Below are 16,055 nucleotides of genomic sequence, written 5' to 3' on the forward strand. Positions count from 1 at the left end.
CGCCCCGCCTTTTTTCTAGTCATAGCCGCCCTTCCAGCCGCTCTTCTGCGGTGTTGTGGTGGGGATTGGCCCCGCCCATTCCTCGAAGCGCGAAGTAGCGCCCTTGAATTTCAAAGGGATATCGCCCAGCGCGCCATTACGCTGCTTGCGCACCAAGGCCTCAGCAAACCCGCGCAAGGCCTCGTTGGTCGGATCGTGCATTTCGGGACGATGGATCAGCACCACGACATCGGCGTCTTGTTCGATTTCGCCGGAATCCCGCAAATCGGAGAGCTGGGGACGGCGATCTGCGCGGTCTTCGGATTTGCGATTGAGCTGCGCGAGCGCCAAAACGCACACATCCAACTCTTTCGCCAGTGCCTTGAGTCCGCGTGAGTAGGAGCCGATTTGCTCATGCCGCTTCTCGCCCTCGCCGCCGGTCATGAGCCCGAGGTAATCCACGACGATCAGATCGAGCCCGTGCCGGCGCTTCCATGCCTTCGCCCGCAAGCGCAGTTCGAGCAGGCTGATGGCCGCAGTGTCATCAATGGCGAATCGAAGCTGATTGAGCCGGCTGCAGCCATGCGTTACAGCTCCCCAGGACTGAGCGTCAGTATCATCAATGCGACCGAGGATCCGAGACAGCGACACCCCGCCGCGATTCGCGAGCGCCCTGGCTGCGATTTCTTGGGAGCTCATTTCCATGCTGAACAGCAATGCACTGTGACGCTCAGCGATGTTCAAAGCCACATCGATTGACAGGGCCGTCTTGCCCATGCTCGGGCGCCCCGCGAAGATCACCAACTGACCACGCCTCACCCCGCCATTCAACTGAGCATCCAGGGAAGCAATCCCCGTCGCCATTGCGTCGTCTCCAACCTCGGAGCGTTCAGCGGCCTGCTCGATCAATGTCACCAGCAGCTCATTGATCAGCGTGGGCTCCTGGCGAACGCGGCGGGCAGCCAACGAATTGACCATGCCGACCACCTTTTCCAAGATCTGATCTGCGCTCTGGCCGCGCGGATTGCGGACCAGCTCCTCAACCTGGCCGGTAACGTGGAGCAGCCCGCGCAGCAATGCCTTTTCAACCACGATGCTTGCATAGTGGTGAACGTTTTCGCTGCTAGGAGTGTTTTGGGCGATCCGGTGGATGTATGGCAGCAGCTCGCCGTCAAAAACGTCTCCACGGGCCTGCAAACGCTCCCAGATCGAGATTACGTCAGCCGGCTCCCCCTTCGAGATGAGCGAAATCGCCTCGGTGAAGATCGCCTGATGGTCCGCGCGGTAGAAATGCTTTGCCTTCAGATCCCCGATGCGGTCCGCTGCACCGTTGTCGAGCAACAGCGCTCCCAAGACGGATTGCTCGGCTTCATGGGCATAGGGAGTGGCTTGCACTGGCGCTTTCATGCAGCACCCGCCTTTGCTGCCGCCATCTCACGAGCGGCCTGCTGACCTACCGTCGTCAGGCTTGCCTGACCGTCGGCTCCGATGTACCAGGCGCGGAACCAGTTTTGTCGCACGGCATTGCGGAAGTGCGCACGCCAGTCCTTCTGCTGCTTACCGCTCTGCAGGAACCGCTGCTTGAAACAGAACCAGGCAATGGCCATCATCTGGGAGCTCAGGCCCACGGTCTCTGCGTACTCGAAGATCGGATCATTCTCCGGGACCGCTTTCACGCCCTCCTGCTTGCAACGTCCGAGGTATGCCTGGAGCGTTTCCGCTTTGCGAGACTTCGAGTTTTCCTGTTTGCCGGACGAAGAAGCATTTCCGGCCCTTGCTGCTTCTTCAATCCTTACTGCCTTATCAGTACTTACTAATACGTCCGGCTTTTCCGGATCTGGCTTTTCCGGATCTGGCTTTTCCGGATCTGGCTTTTCCGGATCTGGGTCAATATCCACATCCGGATTTTCCGGATTAGGCTCCTTGACCAGATAGTCGACCGTCCCATTGGCGTGCTTCTCGCGGGTGATATAACCGGCTCCAATCAACTCGCTCAGCACCGTATAGACGCCATCACGGCCCGTAGCTTTCGCGGCATCCTTGGTCTCGTTGATCAATGCCTGCACAGAGACCCGCCAGTGGTCCGGCTTCCCCAGCAAAAAGACCAGCAAGCCACGAGCAGCCCAAGTGAGGCGCTTGTCCTCGGAGATAGTCTTGTCCAGCAGATAGAAATTGCGCTCAGGGCGCGGGGCGCGGATGATGGGCATCAGAATCCCTCCCCTGCACCGCCGGCGGCCTTCCCATAGCGCTTTGCCAGCCACTCTTGGCCAGTGCCGGTGATCATGGTGGTGAACGCGGGATGCTGGTGGCCAGTCGAATCCGTCCAGGGCTTGCGCTCGATGACACGGAAATAGCCGCGATCGAGATACCGCTGGAACGGCAGATTGTTTTGCATCAAGATGTCGTCATTGCGCAGACGCTCGATGAAGCGATTCGGCCCCCACCCGATGGTTTTGGCGAAGACGCCCATCTTGCACATCGCATCGGTACGGCAGATGCTCTCCGCCAAAGCGACCTTCGGAGCCTGCTGGGCGATCTGCACAGCCTGGCGCTCCAACTGCTCGTGCTGGTCCGCCGCCAGGCGCAGTGCTGCAGCAAAGGTGTTCGGGATGCTCCCGCCGCGTTCGAGCTCTTGCCAGCGGCCGACGATCCGCTTCCGCAGCGAGGTGCTGTAGCCAGTGATCAGAGTCAGGGTGAGGTTTTTGGGCAGTAGGAATTCGACGGTATAGCCCCGCAAATCCTTTTCCTCGCGAACATGATCCAGATCCGGATCATCTTGAAGTGCATCGAGCATTGCACGAATATCGCGAATCACGTGGCCGTGCTGCTTGTCGCAGTGCGCCGCAATTTCGCGGCTCGACATGGTTTGCACAAACCCGGATGCTGCGCTATAGTTGATTCCCGAGACTGCTGTATCCGAAGCCGTTACCCCTGCCAGGGCGACGGCTTTTTTCTTTTCAGACATCATGGCGCCTCCGATCAGTTCGAGCCGGAGCTCTTGATCAGGGCGTGGATGTCCTCGGCCTTCCAAGCGGTCACGCGAGCCGAGAGCTTATGCCCCTTCGGGAAGCGGCCAGACTTGATGCCGCTCCACCAGGAGGACTTGGAGACAGGGAAGAATTTCAGGACTACCGGCAGGCGAACAAAGCCGGTCTGAGGCAAGGTATCGGACATAAATTGCACCCTTTCGAATTTAATCAAACTGCGCTGGACAAAGCGCATGGGTGCAACTCTAGAAACTGATCCTCTTATTGAGAATTGGGGTAATTGGGGTACAGACTGGGGTAACGCGCTACCAAGAGGGTTTCGCGCGGGTCACATACCCCAGTCTTCATACGAGGTTAAGACCCCAGATCAAGATTTGAATAAAATTCAGAGACGGACGCCCCTCGCTTAAACTTGCAGATCCCCTTGATGTAATCTTCGAAAGTTGAGTCGGACAAAGATCTGAATTCCGCATCGCGCTGGTCTGCGAGCTTTTTAAATTCTGCTTTGGTTCCCGGCATCTCTTCTGTACTGAACGACTTTCCCTTGGACTCCGCTGCCCGAGCAATTTCGGAAATCAGCTTGACGAGGGCCGCCAAAAATGAAATCGGTGGAGTTTTCTTCTTATTGCTTTTCGCCCGATTAGGCAACACCACAGTATCATCACTGCCTCCTGCCTTCACACATTCGATAAATTCTAGTAGCTCCTGCCTGTCCACCCGCAGATCTGCCCACAGAATCTCAATCGGCGGCGTAAGCGTACCGACAAAAATTTTCGACCAGTAAGCGTTGGAATCCTCATCTGAGGGCTCCTCACGAATCCACCCTTGAAACTCTCTCGGTGAACGGGCGCGAATAATTGCAACGTTTCCAGCAATCGAATGGAAATGGCGCAGAAGCATCAGCGATTCAAATATCTCTTCGTTGAGCTCGAAAACTTGACCTGCTGCCAAGCTCCCGGAGGCCGCTAATCGCTCCTCCTTCGATAGCCTAGGAATATATTTGTCGATATCAGGAAACATCTCGCGGATGGTGTCGGACTCTTCGCTTGGGGCCAACAATACCGGCTCGCGCGGAAAGGTATAAATTCTGAGCCGCTCCACGCCTTGCAACGTGAGATACCCCGCTTTCAGAATGTCCTCTTCTGTTTTGTTTCGCCCCAGCGCTTCACTGCACAACGCGGCGGCGTCAGATAGATTGATCCAGTCTCCGGATCCTAGTTGAGTTGGAATCATCGTGCGTCCCTTCGACGCCCCTTAAATTGGAAGTCATGCCAACGCGGTAAGGGTATCCGCGCTTTCGGCTGGCCGGCCTAGGCATGACTAAACTTGTCAACTCAGTTGCACGGATAACGCATCTGCCATCCGTTCATAAAATTATGAAAAGGAACTGCTGATTGCTCAACTTGACGAGGAGATTCCGGGAATCACCGGAATTCAATCTCCTCAATTTTGAGGAGATCCATCAGGACCATCAACGGTTCCGTTTTTGGAACAGTTCCAATATAGGAACCGTTCCAATTTCGGCATTGTTATAAGCACTCGGCAAGTTGGCCGGACCCAACCCGATTATAGGTGGTCACCGAGCTCGTATGCCCCGCACGCGGCCATTAAGCATCTACTCGCCTCAAAAAATTCTGGTGCCTAAATAAATCATCGAGCCACACGTGGCAATAAGTGCAGTGACGTATGAAGCATAAATTAACTTCAACCGAACCCGCTTATACCCAGAATACTCGTCCCAATTCCGAAACTCAGGCAGAGTCTCCATCTGTTTTGCAAGGCTGTAAAACCGCTTTGCATCAATGTGCAATTCAACGAGGCAGACAATCACTGTTGCCACATAAAAGCAGATAGAGACCAGCAATATCCACTTCTGCATTATCGACAGCACCGCGTCCTTAGAGCCGCCTGCAAGCGCGAGAAAATACACGCCGGCTGCCGCAGACGCATATGTCAACACATACGCCTTCAGCTTATTTCCAGCGTCTTTAGCCTGCTTGTGATAATCAGCCACTGGAATCGCGACATCGGGCCTACGAGGCTGCCGCAATCGCCACGGCCCTGACGATCGTCGCGTACTTCTCACGGCAACTCCGGCGCTTTGATAACCTCACCGCCCTCAAAGGCTATCGAATACGCCTCAAAGGCGGCGGTCATCGATCCTGCGTCGCGCCCCGCAATTTTCTCTTTATCTGAATTCATGAACTGGTTTAATTCCCACCCGCGCCCTGTATTTGTGCGCAGCGTCTGACCAGGCTTTACCGGCTCATCGATATCCGCATACAACGTGCCAACCGTGTCACCAGAAGCGTCCTTGAACGTTACAGCCCCCTTAATCTGGCGGATAGTCTTATCGGACCGATTTTCCACGGCATAGGTAATCGTCAACATCGGGCTGTAGCGACCTATATCGTAATTTTTGGGAAGAACGCTTTTGTCTGTCACAGCAACCAGCGCGCTCGCAGCAATTCGCTCTGCCACAGCTTTTCTCTCCGCCAAGACCTTCTGGCGTAACTCCGCGGCCTCTGCTTCTCGCTTCGCCTTTTCAGCCTCTGCTGCTTTTGCGCGTTCGCGCCAGGCCCTGGCGTCTACCAATACCTCCCCGACCGTTCTGCCCGTAGCCGGCTTGATATCTGCGCCAAATGCCTTGCCAATCTCGGCCAGCCCCAGATACGAAACCAGAAGAGTCCGATCCTCTTCCGGCAATTTCTTGAATTGGTCGCCTTGCTCGGCGATTTGCTTCAACGGCTCAGGTCCAAAAACAATATCCTGTGGCTTGCTGCAGGCCGACAAGAAAATTGTGAGCACGAAAGCCGCTAACAGCAGCAAAGATTTCCGCATATGCCTTCCCCTTGGTTAGTCGAGACTGATTGCCTCTGACAGTTGATTTTTAGTTAATTCTGCGAAAATTTTACCATCGTTGGGTCACCCGCACCCCCACGTCAAAATCTCCAAGGCAAACCCCACACCCTGGCAATATATAAAAGGAGTTCATATTTTGAACAGGGGCGTGTTTTGCGGAATTTTGCCCTTTGCATCCCGCAAACCCAATGTCTACAGCGGTTTTGACGATTTTTCCGCTTTTCTCCCCCTGTTCATTTTCTGAACCCGTAGAAGGCCGCTCTGTTCAGATTCTGAACTGGAAAAATCGCCTTCGGGTTCAAAAAGTGAACTGGACGGGTTCAAATTCTGAACAGGGAGATTTTTTTTCGGGGTCTGTTTTTTGCGCCCTTGCTCTCGAAGTGCTCCGAACAATTCCGCCAAACCCCTTTCGGCCTCTCGAACCGCCGTATAACGCATGAAATCAAAAGTTGCGGGCATCGCCCGCACGCTTTCTTTCGGCTGCTCAAAAACGGGAAGATCTGTGAATCGGTAGAGAGAAGGAATACGCCGGCCCTGCTTCAATCCACCCTCCACCGTAACGGCGATAAAACCCATCGCGCGAAGCTCATACAAGGCCTTCGCAAGCGTGGCCGTTGAATTCCATCCCTTGTGCCGCATTTCCGCCAAGGTGGCCACGATGGCGCCGTTATTCGTACCGGTAAGCTTGTCTCGCAAATCGAAGAACAACGCCTTCGCTGCAAACCCAATAACCCGGTACGCCGGGCTATTGAGCAAGCTGGAATAAACGCGGATATGGCGCCCCTGAGGATCCCTGTAACCGCTAGGCCTGGCCATGGAACCTGGCTCCAGAAAAGCAGACAACCAGACGGAAGGCCAACACACTTAGGGCCTTGATCCCATTTCGCTTGATGCAGCACTCAAGGTTGGTCATTTCCCGGGACCTCCCTCAAACGCCGGTTGATTTCGGTTTCGAGGATGGCGCCTAAGAAGTTGGACATGAGCATTGCCCCCCTTTCATCCGTTGTTCGGAAAAGCGCCTCGAACTGCTGTAGCTGGGCGCATGCAGTTCGCGGTACAGTCCTCGTCATAGAGCCTGCAGATTGGGAGCGCAACGGCTTTCCGTCAGGGCCAAGCCCGTAGGAGGCATACGCCTTGGTAGTAGCGCGCTGACGTCTGGCCTCAATGAAGTTTAGGCAGCATTTGGGCTTCCGGCCGCGGTGAACAGCGTTTTCAACCTTCGGGCGGTCGAATTTCGGATGCGTCAGGATGATGGCGGAGGTCGTCATTGGCTGGCCTCCGCGGAATCAGCTTGCGTACGATTGGCATGAGAAATCTGCGCGTGCGCATAGTCCGCAAGTAACTTGCCCGAAGCGATCGCCAGGCGCATCAAGGAGGATTTGTCCCGTTCTTCCAAGAGTGGGCGACCGTCAAACGCCATCTGCTCATCGCTGAATTCGATGAGTTCGAGGAGAGTGGCAACCCCGGCGCCAACGTTGCGCGCATACTCCGTCAGAAGAATATTCCGATCGGGAAAAATGCCGGGGCTATGCCATGAAAAGGCTCGGAATACAGGGGAATGAGATTGATTGGGCGTAGTGGTGCCAGGCATGTGAGCCTCCGTGTGTGATGTGAAGGCCCGCCAATCATCGCCAAATGAGGGTGGCGGGCACAAGGAGGGGTTGGCGAACCGGCACACACGGCAACCGGCATACCCGAAGGTATCCCCACCCAGGCCCGCCATGGAAGACGTGCTGAGGTGTACGGACGAAAAAAAACCGCTCTGGGCGGCTGTCCGCCGTGTGTTAATTCGAGTCGCCAAACCCGGTCCCATCTTTTTTTTGGGACGTTTCAAGAGTAGCAGGATCTGTAAACACAAGTCAAGCAGGGAAGAATAAGCAACTCTAAAGCCCATGCAGACAGCGCGCTCAATCAAGCCTACGGCTTTTTCCGCCAATTCTTAACAACACGATCCTTAAAAATCGCCGTAGATGTTCCTTGGCTCAAATACTCAATCACCCCAATAAGCTCTTTAGCGATATCGATTTGGATTGCATTCGTAACGATCGGGAGCCGGACGTAACGCAGAGTGTAAGACTCCAGCTTCACACGGATATCATTGAGCACCAAAAAAGCACTTTCGAAAGTTTCTGAGTACGTATGCTCGCCTGCCTCACCAGGATCTTTCGCGTCCAGTCTTGCAGCAAGCTCAAAGATCGAATAGCGCTCACCTGCTGCCTCATCATCAATGAATGTTTCATTATTCATACCATCAAATTTCGGCATCTCTCCTTCACCATACGTCGTATTTTCTTTCAGCCAATTGCGACTAAATGTCGCATTAAACTCCAGAATTCGCGGCGGCATGATCGCATGTGTCCGGATATTAATTTCCCTCACCAGCGGAGTTCCATCGGCAAGGGTCCAGTCCACTTCACTTTGCTCCCTAGCAATAAGCAATTCGATTTTGTGGGCTTTTGCGCGAGCCTCTGCCCCGCTCTGGTAGCCAATTCGCGTCGCGAAGACCGGTCGCACATCTGGCAAATCTTGAATCTTGCCCACCAACGCGTCAATTTTTTCCATAGAAATTCGTGACGCATAATCTTTACATTCGATAACCGTCTTGTAGACAAAGCCACCAAACTCATATTCCCAGTACAGATCAAATTCCCGCTCGATGCCGAACCTGTCAATGAGCTTGACGTTCCTCTGTACGTGAACATTTTTGTGGCCCCCGATTTCATCTGCCATCAGAATTGCTTGCTGGAGGCTAGCAACAAATTTTTCATACTCCGTCCCTATCCCCATCTCAACCTCATTCGTCATCAAAATTAATGAATTCCAAGCAGAATTTCTAGGGCAGATTGGCTTGTAATAACGCTCTACCTTTCCCTTCCTGCACCCAATTGCGGCATGCGCTCCCTTTGCAATAGGATAATATCAACGTCTGGATTGCCCGCGAATTGATCTCACCAGAACCATTCACTGACCGCTAATGAAAAATCTCGACCGTTCCGCCGAACTGAAGAAGGCGATGGAGCAATTCCTATCGGTCGATTGGACCCTCCCGCCCTTCACCTCCGTTACTGTAATTGAGACCATCTCAGAAGCCCTGGAAACATGCGGCCCGTCGAAACATCAGGAAATCCTGAACAAGGTAATGCCCTGGCTTTACGATCTTGGGCACTTATCAGCGATGTACATCGGACGCTACAAATCAACGATCCACATTCGAGACTTCGCGCCGCAAATTGCCGAATCTATCGAAGCGGCAGCGGGCGGACTGTTCCATGCCGCAATATGCTCTTTGATGCCGGTCATCGAAGGGGTCCTGCAGAAAATGGCTGTCGAGCGCGCGGGTCAGCACAAGAGGCGAAACTGGATGCTGCCTGAGATAGATGCGTTTATCGAGCGGGAAGAATTATCGCCTTGTCGTTTTGAAGAGCGCATCGTGATGCTGCAATCTCTTCGGGCAATTTTTGAAACGCGCCTATTTGTCGATACTGCTCTCGATCAAAGTACGACCAGGCTAAACCGGAATGGGATTCTTCATGGGCTATTTCATGATTATGCAAACCAGCTAAATTTTTATCGATTGATTTCCATCCTGGATAGTCTATGTTTTGCGATTGCTCTTAAACATGGCGGCTCGGGCTTCGCATCAAGCGAAACCGACGAGTCCAAGGAATATTTGGGCTACCTGATGTCCGTGAGCATGGCGTCTCAACAGCGCCCATCATCCATACCTAGCGAGCCCATTCTCAGGGGATCAAGCCCGCTAGAACTGAGGTTCATGATACTGCAGGCGAAGAGGTCAAATGGCTAAAATGCGTCCGCATCGCCGGCTCATGGCTGCGAAAAACTAGTGGCCGCAAAACAGATCCTCAAACTCAAAGACAACATATGGATATTGCAACGCCGTCGCTTCAATCACTCCGGATCGAAATGCACTTTGACGAAATGCGCTTATCCAGTGGCACGGGGTTTATTGCGCGTGGGCGAAATGCGATGTACCTAATAACCAATCGCCATAACGTCACCGGCCGTGATCAGCACACAGGGGCATGTCTATCCGCGCACGGTGGAATTCCCAACAATGTCGTTATCCGCTACTACAAGGCCGATAGCCCTGGCGAATTCGTGTCGTATCGGGAGCCGCTGCTAGACAACGATGAACCGCTCTGGTTTGAGCACCCCTATCTTGGGCCGACAGCTGATTTTGTCGCATTGAAAGTAACCAACGCGTCAGGCGCAATAATCTCGCCCATTGATCCCGCTTCGGTGGGGGTACCCATAAAGTTGGTTCCGGCAGAGCCGGTGAGTGTGATTGGGTTTCCATTCGGCTTGACAGGTCCTGGATCTCTTCCAATCTGGGCGACGGGCTTCCTCGCATCGGAGCCGCATCTTGATTACGATGGCGTCCCCCAGCTACTGATAGACTGTCGTACCCGCCCTGGACAATCCGGCTCCCCCGTCTTCGCCTATCGAGGCACTGGAAGTGCCAACATCGAAGGAGGATTCGGTCCCAGCATATATTTTGGCGAGGTCTCTCGCTTTATCGGCATCTACTCTGGCCGCATTCGTAACGACTCCGACATTGGAACAGTATGGAAAGCATCAGCCATTTCTGAGCTCCTCGCATCATTGCCTGATTAGCTCAACAAAAAACTATGTAGGCATGCGGATCAAAAGCATTTACTGAGGTCCCGACATTACTGCGCTTAACATTCTCGCTGGCCGCCACAAATTCACGTAGCGCTTGCACCCAACTAGTTTTTGTCATCAAAATTCAATGCCACTTTTGACCAACGGCCGCACAAATTTCGGCAATAGCCTCATCATATCCATGATATGACCAGCGATTCCTCAAATCGTGAAATCTGTTTTTTGCGAGCCAGAGAATAAAAATTGAGATTGGCTTTTGGAATAAATCTTCAGTGCAACGTGCAGCAATAAAATCCCGATAAAACTGTGCGCCAACCATTTTCCCTACAGTGGCTGGGCTTACTGCTCTAAATATTTCTCTAAAATTTTCAAAGATAAACAGGGATTCTTCATCAACCAATGATTCAAATTCAATCCCAGTGATCGCCTTATATTCGTTGTCTAAAAATGAAAACCAAGCTTTACTGTCCTGATTCACCGATTGAATCTCTTCAACGACACGGCAAAACATTTCATCAGTTGCCTCCATCAAGGCCATTGATCTTGCGATCAGCCGTTTGGCACTGGCCGGCACAGAGCCAAGCGGCTTATATACGTTATCGTGAACTAGCTCCGCATATGCATGCTGCAGAAGACTTCTGATTTGAATTTCGCAAGTGGCCCCTTCTAATATCCGTCTTCCGTTATAGTCAAAATCTGAGGGATTTACGACTAGATAATGAACAGACTGGTAGTCAAATTCCCCTGGCCGCTCAACTGCCTCATCTAAATAGTGACGATCTCTTGAAGAGGACCAACCGCGAAAATCAAGAACGCATTGTTCGACGATAGGAATGTCTGAGGTAAGCAGCACGACAAATCTACAGCCAACTAGGTCAGTCATTTGACGCTGTGGATCTACGTATGATTTTTTTACCTGCTTTGCCCGTGCAGACTCGACACTTTTGACTCTATACGTGGGCAAAACCTTAAAAAAATCGTGTATGCGGTCGGCGCCCAAAGCGTCACGAACGCGCGAGTATATTGTGGCGACAACGAATTCCCCCCAGGCATCGAAAGACGCTCGGTGGTCAGAAAACCAGAGGGAAAAATCTTGTGGATTCATTCTTGACTTTGAATTTTTCCGGTAATCCGTACGTTTACAGTTCCATCTTCAAGAGGTGTGATATCAATTAGATTCAGCTGGTCAGCTGGTGTAGTTATCATTACCCCGCTGTCAAAAACTACCTTCTGCCGACGCCGCAACTTATTCTTAACATAGGAAACATCTTTCGTAATTGCATGAGTAGGAAAACCGCTCCTAACCATGTAATCTGCATATGCAGTGCGCTCCGGCACAGACAAATAGCTGTTAGCAAAATCCTCAACCAAAATAGTTTGAGAATTGCTCCGAAGATGCGATCTCAAATCTTCCAACTTCTCGATCCGCTGGGCTGGCGTATACGATTGGGCATCTATAAATTGGAGAGTTTTTTCGTAAAACTCTTGCGTCAAGCGCTTATCTGAAGCCGCAACGTCTGCTCCCAAAAATTCACTGTAGAAATAAAAAGCTGCGCTTCGAGTTTCAGTGCCTGTCAGCAAATGATCAAATAAATGTACGCTGAAATCGTCCTTTGTATATGCGCCGAGACTCACGTCCGGAGTAACAACGGTCTGCTGTACAAACCCGATTTTGAATAGGCGCTGAGTTTCAGTAAGAAAGATGTCGCGGATGTAGTCAATTACAACATGCGAATTTTCGATCTTCCGTTCGCTAAATGCATCCTGCATCTCGGCCTTGATGACCGCGATAAACGGTCGCTGGAATTCAGTAACGGCGCCTGAAACTACCAGAAGCTTAGATGCGGCGAGGTCCTTCAATCCCTGTGCACGCGCAAGCATCGCTGCCATTTGATGAGATCCCGCAATAAATTCCGCGTCATCCCCGAGCATACTTTGAACTGCAATCTGAAAAAAACTACGCTCGCCAACTTCTACGAAATCGGCCTGAATTCCATGGGACCTGTGCCCGAGAGCCTCTGCAATTCGCCTTCCGAACAATCCTTTACCAGCAGCTGTTAAGGTATAAAGCGCCTGCTCAAGCGATGGCTCTACTTGCTGCTTTATCCCTTTTTGTCTTCGAGGAAAGTGATGAACAATCACGCGACGAATATCCAACTGGTCCAAATTCAACATGTAATCCCCCCCATTCAAATTTTCTTGAGGGAAGTTTGACACATTGACTAAATATCAAGAACTGTATGTTTAACCAGTTATACGAGAGCCGCCGCATTACTGTACGAATATACAGTATATTGCTGCTATCCGTCCGAACGTTCAATTTTGAGCACTCGGTTTCGACAAGTAGGAACACTGGCTCGTGGGAAGCCAAATGTTCATCCGAAATTGCCAGAAACTTAGAAGAAAACACCTCTTACAAGTCGTTCAATTTTGCAGCAGAGCTAACAAAGCACTACTATAGATAACTGTGGATTGTCCGCTGGATTTGGAACTTTAGAGATGAAATTGCAGATCCTTCCGCCGTCGTCTGTGGCGGCCTTTTGGTCGATCCTGATGATTCACATGTTGATTTTGAGAAGCCATTACGACATCTGAGGGAGATTAATCATGACACTCAAGCCCGGTCCAAAACCAATTGCAAAATCCACCGGCAAACCCGATCAACGTCGGCGCGATAACAAAGAAACGCCGGGAAATAATCCGGCTCTGAAGCCCAGCAAGCCGCCGACCAAAAGCAAATAAGGCTCACGGCCTCTTCGTTCGTTTTTCTCGTGCTGGGCCAGCACTTCATGTTCGATTCCCGCTCCCCAAAATCGGGGAGCGGCGCCTTGAGCTACCATGGCCAGTTCTTTAGCCATGTCAAGGGATAGGTGGTATTCGATGGCAGGCCGGGCGCGGGCTTTTGCACTCCCCGATTTTGGGGAGGTCAAAATCTCCTCCATCGTGAAATCCTGATTCAGAACGAAGCCATACTGCTGAATTCGATCCTTCATCCAGGTCGCGAAGTCCTTACTGCATTCCGCCGTGGTGCTTTTCCTTTTTAACTACAGGAATTCCCGTAGTTTCCACCCCTACAGCTGGTGATTTGCCCGCAATCCAAGAAGGCGATGGGCCGTGCTGCCGCTCAGCGCCGCCAGGTTATAGACCTGTCGCGTGATGTTATTGCCATATTTTTGAGTTCCTAAAAATTTAGGAGCATCCGCACCACGTTCCGTCCAGACCAGAAGCGAACGAGCCTTACTCGAAATTTGTAAGTCACCCAAAGTGACCCGCAAATTACCCAGCTCTTTTCCTGTGATCTTGAAGAAATGCTTGCCCTTCTTGGAGCTAAATGCGGGAATTCCCGCATTTTCCTTTTCGATCTCCGTAGCCAGCTCTATGGCCATATCCAAGGTCACGGCATACTCAATGACAGGGCGTCCAGGGTAATTCGTAAATTTATGAATAACGAGTCTTGCCATTCTGCAGGTGGATGTAGGTGGTATCGTCTCTAGAAACGATACTCCTGTCAGATCTTGATACTCGCCTAAAAATTTAGGCGAGTGGTGATGTCGAGAATTTTCCAGACATCGAAACGCAATCTCAATCTCATCATCGGATAAAGCCAAATTGCATCTTGATCAGATTTTAAATCTGACCAAGAGCGGTGGCGCGAATCACCCCTATCGGACTTTCCCCCAAGATAGCCCCGAGAACACCACGTCGCGGCCTTCCTTCTTAACTACAGGAATTCCTGTAGTTATCTTGAAGGTTGACGGGGGCGGAGGTTTGCCGCCCCCCCCTACAGTTCCTGAGATGCCCAAAATTTTCTGGGCACCTGCCTTGATGCACATCCCTCAATCTTCTGTGACCACGGGGGAAACTGCCTGAACATAAGCCGCCCATGCGTCCATGAGCTGCCTGCGCTTCTCAAAAAGGTCGCTCCGGAAATACGCGGCCTCGGTTGCATCTTTCGTCACGTGGGCAAGAGCAGCCTCACAGACCTCCCGAGGAAACGCCGTCTGTTCTGCACTCCAGTCTCGGAAGGTCGAACGGAATCCATGCACTGTGAAATCGTAGTCTAAGCGTCGCAAGAGCATAGTGAACGTCATGTCGCTATAGACCCTGCCCTTGTCGCTTGGAAAAACTAGATCAGCCGGGCCTCCGCGCTCCTGTGCTTCCAGTATCTCGATTGCGCGCGCAGAAAGGGGGACTCGATGCTCTCTGCCGGCCTTCATTCTTTCCCCAGGCACAGTCCAACGCTTCATTTCAAAATCAATTTCCGACCAGGTAGCGCCCCTGGCTTCTCCTGAGCGAGCAGCCGTTAGAATGATGAACTCCAAGGCGTCCTTGACTCGCAGACTGGCAGACGACGAACGAAAATTCTGTATGACCTCGGCGATTCTCACATACGGACATGATGCAAAGTGACTCGCTCTTTTCACATCTTTGGTTTTCGGTAGCGAGCGCGCCACTTGGTCCCACAAATGTGGGTCATGATTCCTGCGGTAGTCTCTCGCTGCGGCCCAATCCAGGACGGCCCGTATTCTTTGGCGGACCCGTGCTGCGGTCTCGGCTTTGGTGGTCCATATCGGCTCCAGGGCCTTCAGGACATCGGCCTTCGTTACCTCGGAGACGTCTTTCTTTCCAAATACCGGGAACACGTGCATCGTCAGTGTATTGATCCATTGGCTCGCGTGCTTGGCGTTTTTCCACCCGTCAGCATGCAGGCGCTGATAATCGATCGCGCATTCTTCAAATGTCCGACGAAGCCCAGCGGCATCTATATTGTTCTGCCGCTCCGACTGGCGATGTTCAATGGGATCGATTCCGTCCGCAAGCAACTGGCGGAAATTGCGGCATCGCTCACGCGCCTCGGCAAGAGAAAAAGCAGTCAGTGATCCTAATCCCATTTCGCGCGACTTACCGTTAAGCCGATATCGCAGAATCCACGATTTGGAACCACTGGCGGAAACCTGCAAATACAGCCCATCCCCGTCGGCATAATAGCCAGGCTCCTTCTTCGCACTGACAGACAGAGCAGAAAGCCTCCGTCGAACTGGCCTACCCAAAATTTACCCCCATTTCTACCCACAAATTAGAGGTAGATTGTGACGCATCTCCTTGGACTTAGCTAGACAAATGATTTTGCAAGAACCTTTTAAAATCAGGTGTTTAAGTTACACCTTGGACGGTAATGGATTTTGTTGAATTCGAATTCCGAAGACACAGCCTCCGCCAGGACATCATATAAAACGGGCCTTTGCGGCCCGTTTTTCTTTTGATCCCACAGACAAGCTCACATAAAAAATACCGTTCACGCGTCAAATGGCGGATTTTTCTGTTAACGACGTCAAGTCCTCGCAATGCTAGATTAACTCTGACTCCCCCCGGTCAAATACCCGAACCCGACCTTAAACCTCCTTAGCGACGTATTCCTGCAACCAAGATGAAAATGGGGGGAAGCATAGAGTTTCTTTACCTACTCAAGCAGTAGAGGTGCTGCGCGGCCTCCATGCCCTCACCGGACATGGGCGCTATGTCTTCCGCAGTAGCCGAACTGGTGAACCTGTTCAGGAATTCACTGACACTGAAGATGGCGGC

16 protein-coding genes and 1 pseudogene are annotated in these 16,055 nt (G+C 52.1%); 2 read left to right on the forward strand and 15 right to left on the reverse strand.

The features are described from left to right. Window positions 1–15: 15 nt before the first annotated feature. The 10 genes from ACLRDN_RS15055 to ACLRDN_RS15100 form a co-directional block, all read right to left on the reverse strand. Window positions 16–1,374 (reverse strand): replicative DNA helicase, encoded by a 1,359-nt coding sequence (locus ACLRDN_RS15055; protein ID WP_413456941.1) that lies wholly within the window; start codon window positions 1,372–1,374, stop codon window positions 16–18. A gap of 8 nt (window positions 1,375–1,382) precedes the next feature. Beyond that, window positions 1,383–2,186, reverse strand: coding sequence for a hypothetical protein (locus ACLRDN_RS15060; RefSeq protein WP_413456942.1), 804 nt, complete (start codon window positions 2,184–2,186; stop codon window positions 1,383–1,385). After that, window positions 2,186–2,947, reverse strand: a complete 762-nt coding sequence (locus ACLRDN_RS15065; protein WP_413456943.1) for a phage antirepressor KilAC domain-containing protein — start codon at window positions 2,945–2,947, stop codon at window positions 2,186–2,188. The genes ACLRDN_RS15060 and ACLRDN_RS15065 overlap by 1 nt, the downstream gene beginning before the upstream one ends. An 11-nt stretch (window positions 2,948–2,958) precedes the next feature. Then, window positions 2,959–3,201, reverse strand: coding sequence for a helix-turn-helix transcriptional regulator (locus tag ACLRDN_RS15070; protein ID WP_231738658.1), 243 nt, complete (start codon window positions 3,199–3,201; stop codon window positions 2,959–2,961). Window positions 3,202–3,320: 119 nt separating this feature from the next. Then, window positions 3,321–4,199 (reverse strand): hypothetical protein, encoded by an 879-nt coding sequence (locus tag ACLRDN_RS15075; protein WP_413456944.1) that lies wholly within the window; start codon window positions 4,197–4,199, stop codon window positions 3,321–3,323. A 391-nt stretch (window positions 4,200–4,590) separates the two neighbouring features. Beyond that, window positions 4,591–4,980, reverse strand: a complete 390-nt coding sequence (locus ACLRDN_RS15080; RefSeq protein ID WP_413456945.1) for a hypothetical protein — start codon at window positions 4,978–4,980, stop codon at window positions 4,591–4,593. Window positions 4,981–5,048: 68 nt separating this feature from the next. Then, the gene (locus tag ACLRDN_RS15085; protein WP_413456946.1) at window positions 5,049–5,807 is read right to left on the reverse strand and encodes a hypothetical protein; all 759 of its coding nucleotides are present in this window, start codon (window positions 5,805–5,807) and stop codon (window positions 5,049–5,051) included. A 213-nt stretch (window positions 5,808–6,020) separates the two neighbouring features. After that, complete coding sequence (locus tag ACLRDN_RS15090; protein ID WP_413456947.1) at window positions 6,021–6,644, reverse strand: hypothetical protein; 624 nt, start codon at window positions 6,642–6,644, stop codon at window positions 6,021–6,023. A gap of 448 nt (window positions 6,645–7,092) precedes the next feature. Continuing rightward, window positions 7,093–7,419 carry a hypothetical protein gene (locus ACLRDN_RS15095; RefSeq protein WP_413456948.1) on the reverse strand — a complete coding sequence of 109 codons (327 nt, stop codon included), beginning with the start codon at window positions 7,417–7,419 and terminating at the stop codon, window positions 7,093–7,095. 326 nt (window positions 7,420–7,745) lie between these two features. Continuing rightward, window positions 7,746–8,633, reverse strand: coding sequence for a restriction endonuclease (locus ACLRDN_RS15100; protein ID WP_413456949.1), 888 nt, complete (start codon window positions 8,631–8,633; stop codon window positions 7,746–7,748). Between the two features lie 169 nt (window positions 8,634–8,802). Here ACLRDN_RS15100 and ACLRDN_RS15105 point away from each other — a divergent pair, with 169 nt between their 5' ends. Both ACLRDN_RS15105 and ACLRDN_RS15110 read left to right on the forward strand, forming a co-directional pair. Continuing rightward, complete coding sequence (locus ACLRDN_RS15105) at window positions 8,803–9,633, forward strand: hypothetical protein (RefSeq protein WP_413456950.1); 831 nt, start codon at window positions 8,803–8,805, stop codon at window positions 9,631–9,633. 77 nt (window positions 9,634–9,710) lie between these two features. Then, entirely contained in the window at window positions 9,711–10,463 is a 753-nt protein-coding gene (locus ACLRDN_RS15110; protein ID WP_413456951.1) for a S1 family peptidase, read from the forward strand. A 133-nt stretch (window positions 10,464–10,596) separates the two neighbouring features. Here the strand turns inward: ACLRDN_RS15110 and ACLRDN_RS15115 are convergent, their stop codons facing one another. From ACLRDN_RS15115 to ACLRDN_RS15135, 5 genes and pseudogenes are all read right to left on the reverse strand, one after another. Further along, the gene (locus ACLRDN_RS15115; protein WP_413456952.1) at window positions 10,597–11,577 is read right to left on the reverse strand and encodes a GTP pyrophosphokinase family protein; all 981 of its coding nucleotides are present in this window, start codon (window positions 11,575–11,577) and stop codon (window positions 10,597–10,599) included. Continuing rightward, a complete protein-coding gene (locus tag ACLRDN_RS15120; RefSeq protein ID WP_413456953.1) occupies window positions 11,574–12,647 on the reverse strand; it encodes a nucleoid-associated protein in 1,074 nt (357 codons plus the stop codon). Before ACLRDN_RS15120 ends, ACLRDN_RS15115 begins: the two co-directional genes overlap by 4 nt. A gap of 485 nt (window positions 12,648–13,132) precedes the next feature. Beyond that, a pseudogene (locus tag ACLRDN_RS15125) lies at window positions 13,133–13,480 on the reverse strand (antA/AntB antirepressor family protein); the annotation flags it as partial. Window positions 13,481–13,543: 63 nt separating this feature from the next. Beyond that, a complete protein-coding gene (locus tag ACLRDN_RS15130) occupies window positions 13,544–13,870 on the reverse strand; it encodes a hypothetical protein (RefSeq protein ID WP_413456954.1) in 327 nt (108 codons plus the stop codon). 438 nt (window positions 13,871–14,308) lie between these two features. Beyond that, window positions 14,309–15,523 carry a tyrosine-type recombinase/integrase gene (locus ACLRDN_RS15135; RefSeq protein ID WP_413456955.1) on the reverse strand — a complete coding sequence of 405 codons (1,215 nt, stop codon included), beginning with the start codon at window positions 15,521–15,523 and terminating at the stop codon, window positions 14,309–14,311. Window positions 15,524–16,055 lie beyond the last annotated feature (532 nt).

The organism is Herbaspirillum huttiense (assembly GCF_047300815.1).
GTDB lineage: Bacteria > Pseudomonadota > Gammaproteobacteria > Burkholderiales > Burkholderiaceae_D > Herbaspirillum > Herbaspirillum huttiense_A.